The 19,281-nt window shown below is 46.5% G+C and carries 14 protein-coding genes; 3 read left to right on the top strand and 11 right to left on the bottom strand.

Translation table 11 applies throughout. From position 1 onward, the window contains the following. Positions 1-262: 262 nt before the first annotated feature. Together QNO02_RS06690 and QNO02_RS06685 are read left to right on the top strand one after the other, a co-directional pair. Positions 263-1,492: a quaternary amine ABC transporter ATP-binding protein gene (locus QNO02_RS06690; protein WP_076331983.1), complete on the top strand. Its 1,230-nt coding sequence runs from the start codon at positions 263-265 to the stop codon at positions 1,490-1,492. Then, complete coding sequence (locus tag QNO02_RS06685) at positions 1,458-4,046, top strand: glycine betaine ABC transporter substrate-binding protein (protein ID WP_091033707.1); 2,589 nt, start codon at positions 1,458-1,460, stop codon at positions 4,044-4,046. Before QNO02_RS06690 ends, QNO02_RS06685 begins: the two co-directional genes overlap by 35 nt. Positions 4,047-4,301: 255 nt before the next feature. On the opposite strand, the gene QNO02_RS06680 is transcribed toward QNO02_RS06685, so the two are convergent. The 11 genes from QNO02_RS06680 to QNO02_RS06630 all read right to left on the bottom strand — a co-directional run bounded on the left by QNO02_RS06680 (position 4,302) and on the right by QNO02_RS06630 (position 16,031). Continuing rightward, positions 4,302-4,514, bottom strand: coding sequence for an immunity 17 family protein (locus QNO02_RS06680; RefSeq protein ID WP_047842001.1), 213 nt, complete (start codon positions 4,512-4,514; stop codon positions 4,302-4,304). 587 nt (positions 4,515-5,101) lie between these two features. Next, a complete protein-coding gene (locus QNO02_RS06675) occupies positions 5,102-6,460 on the bottom strand; it encodes an ABC transporter substrate-binding protein (RefSeq protein ID WP_289391508.1) in 1,359 nt (452 codons plus the stop codon). A 388-nt stretch (positions 6,461-6,848) separates the two neighbouring features. Then, complete coding sequence (locus QNO02_RS06670) at positions 6,849-7,670, bottom strand: carbohydrate ABC transporter permease (RefSeq protein ID WP_091033722.1); 822 nt, start codon at positions 7,668-7,670, stop codon at positions 6,849-6,851. Then, positions 7,667-8,629 carry a carbohydrate ABC transporter permease gene (locus QNO02_RS06665; protein WP_091033725.1) on the bottom strand — a complete coding sequence of 321 codons (963 nt, stop codon included), beginning with the start codon at positions 8,627-8,629 and terminating at the stop codon, positions 7,667-7,669. The genes QNO02_RS06670 and QNO02_RS06665 overlap by 4 nt, the downstream gene beginning before the upstream one ends. A gap of 344 nt (positions 8,630-8,973) precedes the next feature. After that, positions 8,974-10,791: a potassium transporter KimA gene (kimA, locus tag QNO02_RS06660; RefSeq protein ID WP_289391507.1), complete on the bottom strand. Its 1,818-nt coding sequence runs from the start codon at positions 10,789-10,791 to the stop codon at positions 8,974-8,976. Between the two features lie 261 nt (positions 10,792-11,052). Continuing rightward, positions 11,053-11,898, bottom strand: a complete 846-nt coding sequence (gene rhaD / locus QNO02_RS06655; protein WP_289391506.1) for a rhamnulose-1-phosphate aldolase — start codon at positions 11,896-11,898, stop codon at positions 11,053-11,055. Positions 11,899-12,280: 382 nt separating this feature from the next. Beyond that, the gene (locus QNO02_RS06650; protein WP_289391505.1) at positions 12,281-12,805 is read right to left on the bottom strand and encodes a GNAT family N-acetyltransferase; all 525 of its coding nucleotides are present in this window, start codon (positions 12,803-12,805) and stop codon (positions 12,281-12,283) included. A 203-nt stretch (positions 12,806-13,008) separates the two neighbouring features. Continuing rightward, entirely contained in the window at positions 13,009-13,296 is a 288-nt protein-coding gene (locus QNO02_RS06645; RefSeq protein ID WP_091033737.1) for a hypothetical protein, read from the bottom strand. 188 nt (positions 13,297-13,484) lie between these two features. Then, entirely contained in the window at positions 13,485-13,973 is a 489-nt protein-coding gene (locus QNO02_RS06640; protein ID WP_091033740.1) for a DinB family protein, read from the bottom strand. A 27-nt stretch (positions 13,974-14,000) separates the two neighbouring features. After that, positions 14,001-14,936 carry a helix-turn-helix domain-containing protein gene (locus tag QNO02_RS06635; protein ID WP_289391504.1) on the bottom strand — a complete coding sequence of 312 codons (936 nt, stop codon included), beginning with the start codon at positions 14,934-14,936 and terminating at the stop codon, positions 14,001-14,003. Between the two features lie 240 nt (positions 14,937-15,176). Then, a complete protein-coding gene (locus QNO02_RS06630; RefSeq protein ID WP_235431527.1) occupies positions 15,177-16,031 on the bottom strand; it encodes a helix-turn-helix transcriptional regulator in 855 nt (284 codons plus the stop codon). Positions 16,032-16,136: 105 nt separating this feature from the next. Here QNO02_RS06630 and lacZ point away from each other — a divergent pair, with 105 nt between their 5' ends. Next, positions 16,137-19,256 carry a beta-galactosidase, LacZ type gene (lacZ, locus tag QNO02_RS06625; protein ID WP_289391503.1) on the top strand — a complete coding sequence of 1,040 codons (3,120 nt, stop codon included), beginning with the start codon at positions 16,137-16,139 and terminating at the stop codon, positions 19,254-19,256. The last annotated feature ends 25 nt before the right edge of the window (positions 19,257-19,281 follow it).

Genomic DNA, 19,281 nt, shown 5'->3' with positions numbered 1-19,281 from the left:
GTAAAGGAACCTTATTAGGCAGAATAAGGAGAATGACGGAGCATATGGGAGGAAAACTTTGTACAGTTTTTACTGTACAAACATTATGTACTGTTTATTCGGTTGCTATACAGGGTAAGTATTGTTAGAATACAAAACGTTACCCAGAAAGACGGGAAGCGAAGCAAAAACTACCGGATTTCGTGGCTGGGCGCATAAGTGTATGGGCTTATGGATGCTGAAAGCCGTTCGAAGTGCACAACACATCAGAAGGGGTGAAAACATGACCATACTTGAAGTGAAAAACGTAAGTAAATTGTTTGGCCCCCAAACCGAGCAAGGTCTGCAATTACTGGAGCAAGGTTGGGGTAAAGAAAAGTTGGCCAAAGAAAAACAGATAACGGTTGGTGTCAACCGGGTCAACATGGACATTAAAGAAGGCGAGATTTTCGTTATTATGGGACTGTCCGGGAGTGGTAAATCCACACTGGTTCGGATGTTCAACCGTTTGATTGAACCAACATCCGGAGAAATTCTGGTCCATGGTAAGGATCTACGCAAGATGAACAAAGAACAATTGCGCGAAGTGCGCCGGAAAACGATCAGCATGGTCTTCCAGAAGTTTGCGTTGTTCCCGCACCGTACCGTTCTTGATAATGTGGAGTATGGATTGGAAATACAAAAAGTAGATAAGGAAGTACGCCGGGAGAAGGCAAAAACTTCACTGGAGCTGGTTGGCCTTAAAGGCTGGGAAGACAAAATGCCAGATGAACTCAGTGGTGGGATGCAGCAACGTGTCGGCTTGGCGCGTGCACTTGCCAATGACCCGGAAGTACTACTGATGGATGAAGCCTTCAGTGCACTTGATCCATTGATTCGCCGTGATATGCAAGATGAGTTGATCGAGCTTCAGGATAAGATGAAAAAGACCATTATTTTCATTACCCATGACTTGGACGAAGCGCTGCGCATCGGCGATCGTATTGCCCTCATGAAAGACGGCGCAGTTGTGCAGATCGGTACACCGGAAGAAATCATGATTCAACCGGCCAACTCATATGTGGCCCGCTTCGTCGAAGACGTGGATCTGTCCAAGGTCCTTACAGCATCTCACGTAATGCGTCGCCCTGAAACAATTACGCTTGATCGTGGTCCTCGTGTTGCCCTCGAATTAATGCGCGAACGTGGTATTTCCAACCTGTTTGTCATTGACCGATCGAAAAAACTGCTTGGTGTTATTACAGCTGAAGATGCAACCCGTGCCATGCGCGAAAACAAAGTATTGAACGATATTCTGATCACGGACGGGCCGACGGTTTCGCCTGAGACCCTGATTCATGAATTGTTTGAAATCGTAAGTTCTGCCCATGTGCCGCTCGCTGTTGTTGGTGAGAATGGCCGTCTGCAAGGTGTTATCGTCCGCGGTGCCCTGCTGGGTGCGCTTAGCGGTGAAGTTGCAGTAAAGGAGGAACTTGTGAATGATTCCCAAAATACCACTCGCATCGTGGATTGAATCCATCGTTGACTGGATGAGCTCCTCGCTCTCCGGATTGTTTAAAGTTATCTCTGTTGTTATTCAGGAAGTGGTCGGATTCTTCTCCGGGCTGTTCATGCTGCCCCATCCACTCCTGTTCATTGCGATATTGGGTGTTCTTGCGTTCCTCGTAGGTCGACTCCCACTGACACTGTTCACGGTTATCGGGTTCTTGCTCGTAGATAACTTGGGATACTGGTCCCAATCCATGGACACACTCGGTCTGGTTATCACTTCAGGATTGGTTTCGATCCTGCTTGGTGTGCCTGTCGGAATCTGGCTCGCATACAGTAAAACTGCGGCGCGTATTGTCACACCGTTGCTTGACTTCATGCAGACAATGCCTGCATTTGTCTACTTGCTGCCTGCGGTTACATTCTTTAGCCTCGGTGTCGTTCCAGGTGTTATCGCATCGGTTATATTTGCGATTCCACCAACGATTCGACTGACTCACCTGGGTATCAAACAGGTATCTGGCGAATTGGTTGAAGCAGCCGATGCATTCGGCTCAACTTCCATGCAAAAGTTGTTCAAAGTACAACTTCCACTCGCTTTGCCTACTGTGATGTCCGGTATTAACCAGACCATCATGCTGTCGCTGTCCATGGTTGTTATTGCATCCATGATCGGTGCGCAGGGTATTGGTGCGGAAGTATATCGTGCAGTAACACAGTTGCAAATCGGTAAAGGTTTCGAAGCCGGTCTCGCTGTTGTCGTACTCGCGATTGTACTGGACCGTTTTACACAAAATCTGTTTATGCCAGGTCGCAAAAAGACCTCCCGCATTACAACGAAGCAAAAAGCTTGGATCACTGCTGCGGCAACATTCCTTGTGCTTGTAGCTGGTTTCTCACAATACTTCGTTGGTGGCACAACTTCTGCTGGTGGCAACAACTCAGGAGCCAATGCTGTGGGTGAAGAAGTGAACTATCAGATTATTGGTATCGATCCAGGGGCTGGTATCATGAAGTCCGCTGCAAAAGCGATCGAAGACTATAAACTGACTGACTGGACTCTGATTGAAGGCTCTGGTGCAGCCATGACGGCCACGCTGGACAAAGCGATCAAAAATGAAGAACCAATCATTATTACAGGTTGGACTCCGCACTGGATGTTCAACAAATATGATCTGAAATATCTGGAAGACCCTGAGAAATCTTTCGGTGATGCTGAAGAAATTCATACCATCGCCCGTAAAGGTCTGAAAGAAGATCACCCTGTTGCATTTGAATTCCTGTCCCGTTTCCAATGGACATCGGATGAAATGGGTGAAATGATGACTGCTATCCAGGATGGGACATCCGCAGAAGAAGCAGCTAAAGCTTATGCTGAGAAACATGCCGATCAGATTGCTGAGTGGACCAAAGGTCTGACCCCAGTGAACGGTGATGCGTTCAAACTGAGCTATGTGGCTTGGGATTCGGAAATCGCAAGTACGAACTTGCTGAAATATGTGATGGAAAACGAATTGGGTTATAAAGTTAACGCTCTGCAAGTCGAAGCCGGACCAATGTGGACGGGTGTTGCCTCAGGCGACGTAGATGCCTCTCCAGCAGCTTGGCTGCCATTGACACACGCAGACTACTGGGAACGTTACAAAGACCAGGTGGACGATCTGGGTGCCAACATGACAGGTGTACGTACAGGCCTCGTGGTTCCTAGTTACATGACTGAAGTCAATTCGATTGCAGATCTGGAGACAGGTGCCGCTTCTTCCACTCCATCGGCAAGTGCTAATGTGGGCGAAGAGGTTAATCACCAGATTGTTGGTATTGATCCAGGTGCAGGTCTGATGAAAGCTACGGCAAACGCCATTAAACATTATGATTTGTCTAACTGGAATCTGATTGAAGGTTCCGGAGCAGCAATGACTGCATCATTGGACAAAGCTTATAAAAATGAAGAACCAATCATCGTTACGGGTTGGACGCCGCACTGGATGTTCAATCAGTATGATCTGAAGTATTTGGACGATCCCGACTTAATTTTCGGCGATGCAGAGGAAGTTCACACGGTTGGACGTAAGGGAATCAAGGAAGATCATCCCGTTGCCTACGAGTTCTTCTCTCGCTTTAATTGGACTGCGGATCAGATGAGTGAAATCATGGTAGACATTCAAAAGGGCGTTTCGCCTGAAGAAGCTGCCAAGACTTATGCAGAAAAGCATCCGGACCAAATTGAAGAGTGGACCAAGGGGTTAACCCCTGTTAAAGGTGACAATTTACGTCTCGGTTATGTTGCATGGGACTCTGAAATTGCGAGTACCAACCTGATGAAGTATGTGCTGGAGACGGATCTCGGTTATACCGTCAAAGCACTACAAGTCGAAGCTGGACCCATGTGGGCAGGTTTGGCAGCAGGTGATATTGATGCTTCCCCAGCCGTATGGCTCCCGCTTACACATGGTGATTATTGGGAGACTTATGGAGACCAGATTGAAGACATAGCTGTCAGTATGACTGGAGTCAAACAAGGTCTGGTTGTTCCAACGTACATGGATATCAACTCTGTTGAAGACTTAAAAGATAATTAAACCAGATTGAGATGGATAAACCTGAATTTGGTAAAAAGACCACCGAAATTTTTCGGTGGTCTTTTTGTTTTGGCTATGATTTTTTTCAGGCATGCTATTTGATTTGATATTCTATCTTGGTCATACTGCATACTGCTACTTTAAGTATTCACACGCTTTTTCCATTTGACTCTTCTCACATATCCTCTTACTTTGCCTTCGCTCATGAACATCGTATGTAGATGATACTTGGTGAGTTCGGTTATTTCCCAATAACTATCCGATCAGTAACAGTAGTACACCAATGACAATCATAACTACACCGAGAATACCATATACCACTCTTGCACCCTGCCGTCCAATAGTCTTCACAAAAATTCCTGCTCTGAAACTCTTCATAAACCAGTCCCAATTGTTGATACCACCGAGCAAACTAAAAATTCCTGCCGCTATGGCAAATAGTGCGATTAAAACGGGTTGATCTTGCATTTCGTCAACACTCCTTCAATATAATCCTGTCTACTATACCTTCACTTGGTGAAAATTAACAGGCATTAATTAGTAAAAAAACAGCTTGCAGATGTAAGTCTGCAAGCTGTTCTAAGGAGTTAAACATATTATATTCATTTGCCTTTAGAGACTAAGTTTTACAATACCCGCTGATTTTCGCGAAATCTTTTCTAAGCTATATCTCGTCTGAAATATGAATACATCTTGCAATTATTCGTAAGTTTTGCCGATTGTTAGCGCGCAGGAGGATTTTTTACATAAATCGTCATATCGACTTTAGGCCTAACCGTGGTATATAAAATCGAACTACTGACACATGGTAATTAAATATCTTTTACTTCGACATACAATCCCTCACCCTTTTCAGCCGTACTTTTGTTACTTGGCCTGTGATCTGACAAAATCTGTTAACGTTCATCATGTTATCAACGTTGCATCATTTGTTCAAACAGGTTGTACATTAAGAAAAATCCGTCTTAGGTCTCAGAGGATATCATAAAATCACAATAATGCGACGATCATTAATGATCGCCGCATCTGTTTTTAATCCAAAGCTTTACCTACAATTATTTCTTCACCGTGCTGTTATATTGCGCAATCTTGTCTGTAATTTGTTTGGCTGCTGCATCCAGTGCTTCCTGTGGTGTACCTTGTCCATTCAGGACCGTTTCAATCGCTCCTTCGACAAGTTGTCTGGCTTCTGGGAATACACCCATCAATGCCCCGGATGTTGCTGTCGAATCCGCGGAAGCGTGCAATTGATCGACTGCTGTCTGGAATTGCGGGTACTTCGCCATATTATCCTTTAATACTTGCTCATTGTAGGCTGCTGTCGTAATAGGGAAGTATCCTGTCGCAACACTCCAATTCGCTTGTACCTCTGGTGTAGCCAAATACTTGATGAATTCCCATGCCGCTTGTTGTTGTGCTTCCGATTTGTTATTCATAATGTACAAACTCGCTCCACCCACCACAACGCCGCCTTCTTTGGCATCCGCTGGACGAGGCAGGAAGCCTGTTCCCAGTTCAAACTTGCCACCTGAACCTTCTACGATTTTACGCAGGCCAGCCGTGGAATCAAGGGTCATACCGATTTGCTGAGCTGTAAATGCTGCTGTTGTATCGTCTGTGCTACGTCCCAGATTGGAGAGGGTTTTCTCGTCAATCATCTTTTTCCACCACGTTAATGTCTTCACTCCAGCTTCGGAGTTCAGCAGAGACTCTGTAGCTGCCTCAGTTCTTCCGTTTCCATTGTTTACATAATCTGCATTCTGGTTTGCAAAGAACTGTTCCATAAACCAGCCATAGATCGCCATGGATGCACCTGGCTTACCGTCTTTTGCCAGTGCTTTTGCCGCTTGCTCAAACTCTTCATACGTCTTCGGCGGGTTCTCCGGGTCCAGACCTGCTGCTTTGAACATATCCTTGTTGTAGTACAGGATCGGGTTCGATGTGTTAAACGGCATCGCGTTCAACTTGCCATCGATGGTGTAATATCGGATGATGTTTGGCTCCAGTTGGGAAAGGTCGAACTGGTCCTTGTCGATGAACTGTTGTACTGGCGTAATCATGCCCGAATCGATCATGAACTTGCTGCCGATCTCGTAAACCTGGATAATGTCAGGACCGCTGTCTGAGCCCATGGATGCTTTGAGTTTGTTCAGACTTTCATCGTACTTCCCTTGATAGATGGGCTTCACCTGAATGTCCGGATGACTTGCGTTAAAGTCAGAAGCGAGTTGATTAATAGCTTTCTCCCCAGCGCCAGACATGGAATGCCACCACGTCAATTGTGTTGTTTCAGCTGCGGCTGCTTCTGCTTGAGCTCCACTTGCCGAGCTACTTGTTTCCGCTTTTGTTCCGCAAGCGGAGATAACCAACATGAGTGCAGCCAGCATTAATGCAAATGTTCCTCTTTTTTTCAAACGAAATCGCTCTCCTTTTATATGGCTCGCTTCAACATAAGTGCTTTGGGTGCTGCAACGTGACGTTCCGGATATGAATCGCTCTTTTGATCGCTGTTACCCCCGGATTTTTTTCAATCTCCCTTTAAAAGGGGAAAATCCGTGGATAAAGGCGAGCGCTTCGCTTCTTCAGAATCGATTCTTCTCCTTCACTACTTTTGCAGCTCTTCAAGAGACTTATTGAAAATGCGAGCCTCATTTTATTCGCTCCTGGTATCCAAACCTTAGACCTTGTACGAAGATACAAGGTTTAATTCAAAACCTCTAATCAAAACCTCTAAATCAAAATCTTTAGATCAAAACCTTCAGAACTTCCATTTCAATTAAATAGTATTAAAACTTTCTCTCCTTACCCCTTCAGCGCGCCTGCGGCCATTCCGCGGACAAGCTGTTTCAACCCGAAGACCAATAGCAGCAAGGACGGTAGAATCACCATTGCTGTCCCGGCAAATACCAGATTCCACGCGGTGGATTCCTGGAACTCCAGCATCGAGATCCCGATCTGTGCGGTTCTCATTTCCGGTGTATTTGTCACCAGCAGCGGCCAGAGATATGAATTGTACATGCTTAAGAATGAATAGATTGCCAATGTACCAAGTGCCGGACGGGACAAAGGCAAGACGTGCGATATGAAATAACGAATATGACCACACCCGTCGATTCTCGCTGCCTCAAACAATTCCTTGGGCAGTTGCATGAAGAACTGTCTTAGCAGGAATGTTCCAAACGCCGTTGCCAGAAACGGCACCATAAGCCCCTGGTAACTATCCAGCCAACCCCAGCTGCGAACCGTCAGGTAGTTGGGGATCATCGTCACTTCCCATGGAATCATCATCGTTGCGACAAACATGCTGAAGATGACGTTTTTGCCTTTGAACTGCATTTTCGCAAAAGCATAGGCTGCCATACTCGCTGTAATCAATTGACCAAGCGTTGTCAGTCCTGCGACAAGAAAGGTATTGCCGATAAATCGGCCGATCGGAACAATATCGAACACTTCGCTAAAGTTGGACAGATCGATGGAATTTGGAATGATATGCGGCGGATAAGCGCTCGCATCTTCCGGCGTCATGACGGCCATGAAAAAGGTGTACATCACCGGATACAGCACAAGTGCTGCACAGATCGTCAGTAATCCATACAACAGCGTTTTGGTCCATGTCGCCCTCATTGGTAATGCACTTTCCTTTCTACCCATTTGAACTGGATCAGGGTCAGCAGCATAATCACCACAAACAGGATCAGTGCCTGCGCACTACCTGTACCAAAGCGGAAATTAACAAAGGCTTCCTGATAGATGGAATATACAAAAACATTTGTACTGTCCATCGGGCCACCCCGGGTTAAAATGTTGATCTGACCAAACGATTGAAAAGCACCAATGATCGATACGACCGTAACAAAGAATAACGTGGGTGACAGTAGCGGCATCGAAATTTTGCGAAACGTCAGCAATGGTCCTGCACCGTCAATCTTGGCGCTCTCGTAGATCTCATCCGGGATGCCTGCCAAACCACTGGATAGAATAATGTAGTTGAATCCGAGGTTCATCCAGATCGTCATGATGGAGATCGAGATCAATGCCCAATCCGGGCTGGTGAGCCAGGGAATTGGATCGATGCCTACTTTGCCAAGCAGATAATTCAGCATGCCCAGGGTGGGATGGAATAGAAACTTCCAGATGACCGCTGACGAACCAACGGATAACACCACGGGCAGAGAGAACACAAATTGGAACACACGCATTCCCTTGAATCGGTTGTGAGTCAGTGCAGCCAGAATCAGAGCAGCCAGCATACCCGTAGGCACTGTAAACAGGACAAATAGTAAAGTCACTTTCATCCCTTGCATAAACAGTCCCGACTGGAACACAGCCTTGAAGTTATCCAGTCCCACGTAAGCCGCAATCTGCCCCGTCGGATCTGTGGAATGCAGACTGAGGTACACGGACTTAAACATCGGGTAAAACAGAAACACTGCAAACAAAAGCAGCGATGGTGCCAGGAAACCATAGGCCAGCATATTCTCCCGCATTCGCTGCACACGCAGCGAGGCTGTCCGGCGCTCACTCGTACCGGATACGCGCCGTTTGGCGGCAGGCAAGCTGATCCGGTTATCAAGCTCACTCATCGGATTTTCTTCCCCCTTGTTTCACGCATTCAGTGTGTGTGAAATGTTATATCAACTTCAGCACCACGTTATCTAGTGTAAGAGTCGAATGTCACAGCAAAATTCATTCTGAATCAACGTAACGTTAATCATGGACAAGGGACTTTACGCAAATGTGCATCCATTCGAAAGCGGTATCCAGACCGGATCTCATGACAAAAAAACCGCAAGAACTCCCCTTTTTGGAGATATCCCTGCGGTTCGATGTGTAAATGGAATATGAACGTTTGTCTGTTAAAGAACTTGACTCATTTTACAATAATCTGTAAATCTCCCACACGAGGTAAAGCGATTAACCGTTCGAGTTAACGATTAAGATGATATGGCACCGTGGTGACAATCACGTCTTTGTAATTGATCAGATAGGCCCGGATCATGAAGCTGGTCTGGTTGTGCAGTACATTTTGCCACCAGTGCTTGGTGATGAATTGTGGAATCAATACGGTGATGTGATCGGTCTCGGCCGTTTTCCACTCTACGGTATCAATGAATTTCTTCAGCGGCCCCATAATGCTACGGTATCTCGATTTGATCACGACCAGACGAACACCTGGATTCCACTCCTCCCACTTCTGCTCCATCTTGCGTATGGCCTCATCATCGAATCCAATGTACAGCGCGACCACATGATCCGACATCGTCTGGGCGTAACTGATCGTATTCATGACGACCCGGGTAATGCCTGCAACAGGAATGACTATCGTATTGCCTTTTTTGGCCGGCTTATCGATCTGAATATCAATCCGCAGCTCATCAGCAATGTTGCAATAGTGTCGGTGAATACGCATGAATACATAAACAACGAGCGGTAAAAAGATAAAGATGACCCATGTCTGCGTGAACTTGGTGAAAATAAAGATCAGGGTAATGGATAATGTAGTCAGCATACCGACGGTATTGACCAGCAACTTCATCTGCCAGCCAGACGGTTTGACTTTGATCCAGCGAATCATCATACCGAGCTGTGACAGGGTAAATGGAATGAACACCCCTACCGCATAGAGCGGAATCAGGCTTTCCGTATTTCCTTTGAACCCGACCACTAGCAGCGCAGACATCACACTAAGAAAAATGATCCCGTTCGAGAAACCAAGGCGGTCTCCTCTGACCATAAATGCATGCGGCATGTATTTGTCTTTCGCCATCATGAAGGATAGCAGCGGAAAAGCCGAATATGCTGTGTTGGCTGCCAGGAACAGGATCAGTGCCGTTACACCCTGGATGATAAAATACATCGTGCCCCTGCCAAACGTCGCTTCAGCAATCTGGGAAATGACCGTTGCTTTGGGATCAGGCTTCACCCCATAACCGAAAGCCAGCAACGTGATGCCAATGAACATGGCTCCTAATATACAACCCATAAGCAGTAATGTACCCGCGGCATTTTTCTCGGCAGGCTGCTTGAAGTTTGGGATCGCGTTACTTACCGCTTCCACACCAGTCAAGGCCGAACATCCGGAGCTGAATGCTTTCAATAACAGAAACATACTTACATGGGATAGACTTGTTCCGAATTCAGGTGCAGCTGCTTCCATCCCCCCGGCAAGAAATTTGATTCCGCCCGAGATAATCAGAATTGCAATCGAAAAGATAAACAGATGGATGGGGATCGCCAGCACAGACGCTGACTCCGTCACTCCCCGCAAATTCATAATCGTTAGAAAAACAATCATAATGAGTGCAATCACAACACTGTAGTCATGCAGCATAGGAAAAGCCGACGTAATCGCATCCGTCCCTGCGGACGAACTTACCGCAACGGTCAGAATATAATCGACCAGCAGAGATCCTCCGGCAATCAGACTGGATGTTGTACCCAGGTTATCCTTGGCTACGATATAAGCGCCGCCCCCTGTTGGATAAGCAAATATCGTCTGGCGATAGGAAAAAATTAAAATGACGAGTAATCCCAGCACGGCGATGGAAATCGGAACAGAGTACCAAAGGGCGGCGAATCCGGCCGCAACGAGCACCAGCAAAATCTGTTCCGTACCGTAGGCAACGGACGATAGGGCATCCGAGGACAGGATGGCGAGTGCCTTCCATTTCCCCAATTTTTCTCCATCCAGTTCAGCCGATTTCATTGGCTTGCCTATTAAGATTCTCTTCATTTTGCCAAGCATGATCATAACTTCCTTCCGTCTCTCATCTGTGAAGCATTGTTATTATGCAAAATCGCAGAGCTATTGACAATACGTCATTTCACCCGAAATTCGCCAGCGCGTGATAATGCATTCTACGATTCAATAATCGATAACAAAGCCATTCTTGTTCAGCAATTTGAACTTTTTTGAACCAAAATGACGATTGTTCGTCAAAAAAAAGGAAATGGCCTTTGGTTCAATGAACCAAAAGCCACTTCCTTGATCTATGCGTTGACTATTTTAACTGCCCAGAATGCCAGGACGAGGGGTAACACCAAACGCTTGTGCCAGTGTGGTCAGCTGCTCATCCGTAATTCTCTGCCGGATCTCGTGGCCGGCAACCAGCATGTACACTTGGGCTGCCTTCTCAATGGTCTCAATCAGACCAAATGCCTCGTCAATCGTTGTTCCTGTTCCAAAGATGCCATGTTGCGGCCAGATGACCGCGTGGTATTCTTTCATTTTCTCAGCCGTTTCGCGGCCAATCTCGTTCGATCCAGGAATCATCCATGGAATAATACCAATCCCATCCGGGAATACAACTACACACTCCGTGCACATCTGCCACAGCGTCTTCGTGAATTTTGCTTCATCCAATTCGTGGATAAACGTCATAGCCAATACATGAGTGGCATGGTTGTGCATGACCACCCGGTGGTTCGGGTCTAATTTCAGACGTTCGATATGGCTCATGAAATGTGTAGGCAACTCACTTGTTGGGTTGGCCCCCGACTTCAATCCCCAGAGCACTTCCAGCTCCTGTCCATCCTGCGATACACGCAGCAACCCTAGATTACTCTCGGGATCAGCGAGTACATTTTTGAAATATTTACCCGATGCGGTCACGATAAAATACTTGCCTGCCAGCTCCTGCACCGAAAATGCCGGTTTGATCTTGCGAATCACATGATGGATATCGATATATTGTGCAACTTCTTCTTCCTCCAGCAGATAGCTGACATTACCGCCATTACGCTCATCCCAGCCATTTTTCCACATATGTTGGGTAATCTCAGCCATCTCACGGACAAATGGAATATGGAAACCTGCAGCCCGCGTTGTTTCATTGGTAAGGGTCACGTTCATGATCAATCTCTCCTTATATTGAAAATCATATGGCTTGCCACGTACATAGTAAGTTCTTTATTTCACATTCATTATACCTTTGTTTATCTTTGATAGTCAATAAAAAACACAGAAATAAGCTTTTATTTATTTTTGTTTAGTTTTGTTTATTTGAAAATCAAACAAAAAAATACCCCACCGGCGCCCGGCGGGGTCAGTCACACATCTATTTAACACGAGAAGGGGTTTACAAGATTTATCATACCTCCGCTACCTTAATAGAAGCTGAAAGCGAAATAAAAAAAGCATGAAAACCAGGTTGATATACAGTAGACCACATTTCTCATATAAATGAATTCACTTCATTAGGATAGCCTATGGCCTGTCCCTATTCGAAGCATATTTACGGTTTTTTCAGCACATAGGACGGATGCATTAATCCTGTCGGTTCATACTGTTTGTCACCTGTATACTCAAATCCCAGCTTCATCAAGATGTGACGTGACACTTCATTATCCGGATGATGCCCGGCAAACAGTGCCTTCACATTCATTTTGTCAAAGGCATAACCAATTACCGCCCGCGCCGCTTCCTGCGCATACCCTTTGCCCCAGTGATCCCGGGTTAGATGAAATCCCAATTCATAGATCTCCTCTTCTGGAGAATACGGACGCAGGCCACAGCAACCGACAAACACCTCCGACTCTTTCTCAAAAAGGGGCCAATATTGCACCCCCGCTTCCTTCTGTCTTTGAATCTCCTGTGTTAATCTCGCTTCTACTTCATCTTCGCTTAGAAATCCCTTGCTGGTAATCCACTTCGAAATCTCATGATCGCCCCACAGCGCAAACGCCAACGCACGATCCCCTTCGTTCCAAGTCGCACATTCCAACCGTTCAGTTTCAAATAAGATTGTTCTGTTCATCATCGACTAACCTCCTCTATGCCAACACCAGTTCACGTGCAGCTTATAGCTTAAATTAATCGAATGACCGCCAAAGTAAACAAACCTGTATAAAGGCGCTGTAAACCAGCCACTTAATTAATTTAAATCTATGTATATCCATAAAAAAAGAAGACCCCCGTCGACAAGATGTCCGACAGAGGTCATTCCATTTCAGTCCACACCAATTACAAATCTGCTACGGCAAATTGAATTGTTCCGGAAGCTGCGCCTCCAAGGTTAGCTAACAAGGCAAACACCAGAACTCCACCTGCAGAAATGGTAAGGCTGCTGTTTACAGGAATAACGTAAGTGACTACAGGTTCATTAACACGTGTTATTACGAGAGATACTGGAAATGGTCCAAAGTTGTTCACTGTAGCGCTGGCATTGGTGCCTCCAGCCAAGTTTTCGTAGTAAGACTTGCCTACACCGGCTGGAAGATTGTAAAACTGTTGCGGTAAAAGGATGGCCATCGAAATCACCTCCTTTTGCTGTGATACGGTATTCTATGCTTGAAATCTATTAAAGCAACGGTGAATTACCAGCGTCATAATGTCCAATTTTGATAGACTTCATAGATTGATAGACGAATGCACGCAAAAAAGCCCCACCGGACCATCCGGTGGGGCTAACTAAGCTTACTTTATTATTACAGGTTTAATTACGCATACAGCATGAAAAAGTTCAGTTCATGGCCCTGCTGTTTGAGATAGTTATACAGCTGCGAACGGTGATGGAATACATGCGTTACCGTTTCAATCTGCCATTGAACCTGCAAATGACCATGTTCCATATAAAAAGCTTTCGTTGAACGATTCAAAAAGTCATCTTCGCTCAATCCCGTGATATAGGCTTTGTAGGATTCGAAATTGCTCCATAACGTTGCTTCAAGCTTCTCGATATCCTCAATCCCCGACAGGCTATTCTCTACCAGCCCAACCTCAGCTTCACCTTTTTCCTGCATAATGGCAAGATCGGATGCGGTAATCTGGATAAAATGATGCACTAGCTCCACCAATGAACGCATATTCTCCTGTGGACGATAAGACCAATCCTCCGAACGGATCAAGCGAATTAACGAAGCCCCCGTACGTACGCCTGTTTCCAATTCATTTAACAAGTGATCCCGAATCTGCAATGTTCCATTCATATATGATGTCTCCCTTACCTTTTATTCTCACGATTTAAGTATAACCGACGTTTCTACAGATCTATTGTACAAATCGGACAACATCCTGCCATGCTCTCTGGCTGCCGTCAATGGAGTCTCTCCATAAAACTTGCGAAATTGCCGAATCAGATGGGCTTGGTCAAAAAATCCATGATTCTGGGCAAGCATTGCCCAGTCTGCCGTGTTTCCCTGATGAATATCGCTCAGCACACGATGAAAACGAACCACCTCACTGAATCGTTTGGGGCTGATTCCGACCCATTCCGAGAACTTGCGATGCAACTGCCGTTCACTAATCACTTCACGCATCGCCAGCTCTTGGACAGTCATACGTCCCCCATCTATAAAGATGCGGTGCAGCACGTTTTTCATCAAATTGTTCTCAGATGTGCTTGCCTGCACGGGCAACGGACTCAAGTACGCATTCATAACCTCTACTCGCTCTGCAAAACTATTCGTTTCGGCCATCCGTTCCTGAAGCTCGTTCAGCTTCTCCGGCCAACATTCCTGAAGTGCAATTCGCTTATCCGTAAACCACTCCAGAGGCATGCCATGGAAGACATGCGCTCCACCCGGGAAGAACCGGACACCAAAGGTGTAGTCTCCAGCAGAAGGACCATCATCGGATGGCTCAGGTAGAGCGAACGGCTGTGTATAATTGCCACAGTAAGCATAGGAGTGCTCTGAACAGACCGGGTCGTATGTAATCAGCATGTCCGTGCAACCATCCGGCAATACCCGGGCAGGTACCGTCGTCATCGATCGCTCTGGAACTTCTCTCTTAGCAACATCCGCATGTGTTTTAGGAAGAGATCCTGATTCCCAATAACAGGCCACATAAGCCATCAAGCCGGCAGCAGGTATTTTCTCAACATAATAACTGTTAGGGTACGTTCCATTCATCTGAATAGGCTTAAACAACGGGTGCAAACTGTGATCCACAATTCCATCCTCCGGTCACTAGAGTTGGTTACACATTATGTATTTATCTATCATACCATCAACCGAAGAAATGAAGTAAAAAAGTGCCCTACCGGAGGACAATCCGCTAGGGCCAGTCACACATCTATTTAACACGAGAAGGGGTTTACAAGACTTATCTTACCTTCCCAACCTTAATGGAAACTGAAATTGGGATGAATAACAGATCAAAATTCAAAATGAATAACAGCATTCAGACTTTCAATTCAGTCCGTGCAGTTTGCGAAAACGCTCTGGACTCATGCCTGTATGCCTTTTGAACATCGCACAGAAATAACTGGCATTCTCGTAACCCACCCGATCAGCCACTTCATATATTCGAAGCTCTCTCTCACTGAACATAAGTTGTTTGCTTCGATTGATCCGTTCCTGGTTCACGTAAAATACAGGTCTGGTATGGAGTGCTCTCTGAAACAGCCTGCACAAATATTGGGGAGATACCACAGCCACATCGGCAAGTTCCTTCAGGGAAAGTGAACGATCCAGATGCTCTGCGATATAACGTAGCACAGGCTTCAAGCGCTCCAGTTCATCATTATAATTGGCGGATGCGATGAGCAGTGGCTTCAGATCCAGCAGCAGGGCATATAATTGTTTGGAGCATTCCACATCGTAATCTGCGTAATCCGTATCACCGCCATTCTCTCCTCTAACCAGAAGTTGCTCCAGGCCACGCAGCAGCGTTGCTGTCCTGAGTCTGCATACGCGTGAACCGGTTATCCCCGCATAAGATAATAACTGGCTGGCTTCTCTCCCCTGAAACGAGACCCAAGCCAGCTCCCAGCGGTCACTGATGGGCATATATCGATGCGGAACATCGGGATACAGAAAGAAAACGTCACCCGGTCCGACAATATACTCATCTTCTTGTATAATCAGCCTCCCCTGACCATGAATAATCTGATGGATCTGATAATCCGGGAATCCCTCTGGACGCTCGGTTTCATATTGGTGTTCCCAGTAACCAACCGTGGTCATATAGATCGGCAGGCGAGCAGCTTCTTCTGTTTTACCAAAAAAAATCCGGGTATCCATCCAGTACACCACTTTCTTCATCGTTAGTTTCATATTGTGATATATATGGGCAATATTCTTTATTCTCTAAGTCATCATTCAATTCTATAATGACAATATTATAACATTCCAGAAGGAGTTGCTGTTATGCGAAAGAAACTGGTACACACCCCTCCGGCAAATGGATACCCGGAATGGAACAACAATCCCGAGACTTTTCAAGTAGGACGTCTACCTGCACATGCGTCTATGGTAGCGTTTCCATCTGTAGCAGAAGCGTTATCCAATGAATCCAGCGCATCACCATGGTACGAATCACTGAATGGTCAGTGGAAGTTTGCCTTTGCGGAGACACCGGAGCAACGGATTACATCCTTTTATGAGAACAACTATGATGCCAGTGACTGGGACGAGATCGCCGTTCCCTCCAACTGGCAGCTACAAGGTTACGATTATCCCCAATATACGAATATGACCTATCCGTGGGTCGAACGCGAGCCTGAATTGAAGCCACCATTTGCACCAACAAGTTATAATCCGGTGGGTTCGTATATCCGTACGTTTACGGTTCCTGCTGACTGGAAAGAGCGTCCTGTCCTGCTGCACTTTGAGGGCGTTGAATCTGCCTTTTATGTATGGGTGAACGGAGAGCTGGTCGGTTATAGTGAAGACACGTTCACGCCCGCAGAATTCGATATTACTTCGTATCTAACGGAAGGTGAGAACAAGCTGGCTGTGGAGGTATATCGCTGGTGTGATGCGAGCTGGCTGGAGAACCAGGATTTCTGGCGGTTAAGTGGCATCTTCCGTGGTGTATACCTGCATTCCCCTTCCCCGGTTCAGATCGCCGATTTCTTTGTTCGCACTGAACTGGATGATGCGTATCAGGATGCGGAGCTACTGCTGGATTTGAAATTATTTAATCATAATGCCGCGCAGACTACTGCCGGATGGTCCGTTCAGGCACAGCTTTATGACGCACAGCAGCAGACTGTACTGAAGCAGCCACTTACTGCGGCCGTTACTTTCCAGGGTGAGGATGAACTTTCATTCCAGTTGGCAGCAGAGGTTATCAATCCGCTTCTATGGAGTGCCGAGTTCCCTCATCTATATACACTTGTGCTGTCCATTCAGAATGAATCGGGCGAAACACTGGAGGCTGTTCGCAGCCGGATTGGATTCCGCAAGTTTGAACTGAAGGACGGCCTGATGCAAATCAATGGCAAACGCATTGTGTTCAAAGGCGTGAATCGTCATGAATTTTCCCCGGATAAGGGTCGAGCCATTGGGCGGGAAGACATGATCCGTGACATCGAGCTGATGAAGTCCTATAACGTTAACGCGGTGCGCACATCCCATTATCCGAATCAGTCACTCTGGTACGAACTGTGTGATGAATACGGCCTCTATGTCATTGACGAAACGAATCTGGAAACTCACGGCACATGGTATTATGGGCAAAAGGAAATGAATGAAAATAACATTCCCGCAAGCAAGCCGGAATGGCGTAATAATGTAATCGATCGCTGTAACTCGATGTTCCAACGGGACAAAAACCATCCGTCCGTTATTATCTGGTCTCTGGGTAATGAATCCTTCGGCGGCGATAATTTTATCGCCATGTACGATTATCTGAAACAAGTCGATCCAACCCGTCTCGTTCATTATGAAGGGACTTTCCATTATCGCCCTTCCGATTCGGCAAGCGACATTGAATCGACGATGTATATCAGCCCACAAGATGTGGAGCAATACGCGCGCATGAAAGGTCCGAAGAAACCTTATATTATCTGCGAATACAGCCATGCCATGGGTAACTCCTGTGGAGGTCTGCATCTGTATTGGGATTTGTTCGATAAATATGATGTGTTGCAGGGTGCATTCATCTGGGACTGGGTCGATCAGTCCATTCGTACCACTACGGCAGACGGTGTAGAATATTTCGCTTATGGCGGAGATTTCGGTGAATCCCCTCATGATGGCAATTTCTGCGGGAACGGACTCATTCTGGCAGATAAGACGGTTACACCGAAGCTGGAAGAAGTGAAGAAATGTTATCAGAACGTTCGTATGGAAGCTATTGATGTCAAAGACGGCCTGCTGCGCATCCGAAACCAGTTCCTGTTCACGGATCTGAGCGAATATTCGCTCGTATGGACAGTAACACACGATGGTGTATCCGTAGAGAACAGCACGTTGGATATCGCGGTCCCTCCAGGGGAATCGGTTGAAGTCCGAATCCCGTACACGCCATCATCCGATCTGTTCCAGGAAGCGGTGCTGACTGTATCTCTGGTCACCAAAGTTGCAAGCAAATGGGCAGGAACAGGTCATGAGATTGCCTGGGATCAGTTCGTGGTATCTCCGCGATTGCGTCCAATCCAACCGATACACCAAGGACAAGGCAATGCGCCGCAGGTACAGGATCTGCAAGATGAATTGAAAGTGGCTACAGGCCAAGTCAACTTGAGCTTCAATCCAGCTACTGGCGCGTTAACTTCCTATCAAATCAACAATCAGGAGCTATTGCTCGCACCTGTCCGGCCGAATTTCTGGAGAGCCATGACAGACAACGATATGGGTAACCGCCTGAATGAGCGTTCTGCGTTCTGGAGAGATGCTCACGCTACCAGCAGTTTAATTCGTTTCGAGCACCATGCAGACGAACAAGGCATTCTGGTGACGACCGATTATACTTGGGATTCACATCCGGGATGTACGCTCTCGATCACGTATCGAATCGATCCGGATGGCGTACTCGAAATCAGCCAAACTCTTATTCCAGGCGTAGGCTTACCTGATCTACCGGAATTCGGTATGCTGCTGCAACTGAATAACCGCTTGGATACAATCTCTTGGTACGGCAGAGGGCCACACGACAACTACGCAGACCGTCTAACCAGTGCACGTCTCGGTTATTACACAGGTGCGGTTCGAGATCAATTTGTTCCATATCTGAAACCACAAGAGTGTGGTAACAAAACGGATGTACGCTTTGCTGAAATTAAGTCAACGGATGGTCAAAGTGGTCTGCATATTGAAGCCTCCATCCCATTTGAAATCAATGCGTTGCCTTGGACACCTGAGGAGCTGGAAGCAAACGATCATGTGTACAAATTACCTCAGAGCACACAAACCGTTGCCCGCATCAATTACAAACAAATGGGTGTTGGCGGAGATGACAGCTGGGGCGCACGTACCCACGCTGAGTACACCTTGCCAGCCAACCGCGCATATCATTTCACCTTTACGGTAAGACCTGTATAACATCAAGCAAGCACTGCTGGCAGCA

This window comes from Paenibacillus sp. PK1-4R, assembly GCF_030369595.1.
Lineage (GTDB): Bacteria > Bacillota > Bacilli > Paenibacillales > Paenibacillaceae > Paenibacillus.
This window is presented reverse-complemented; position numbering and strand designations above follow the sequence as displayed.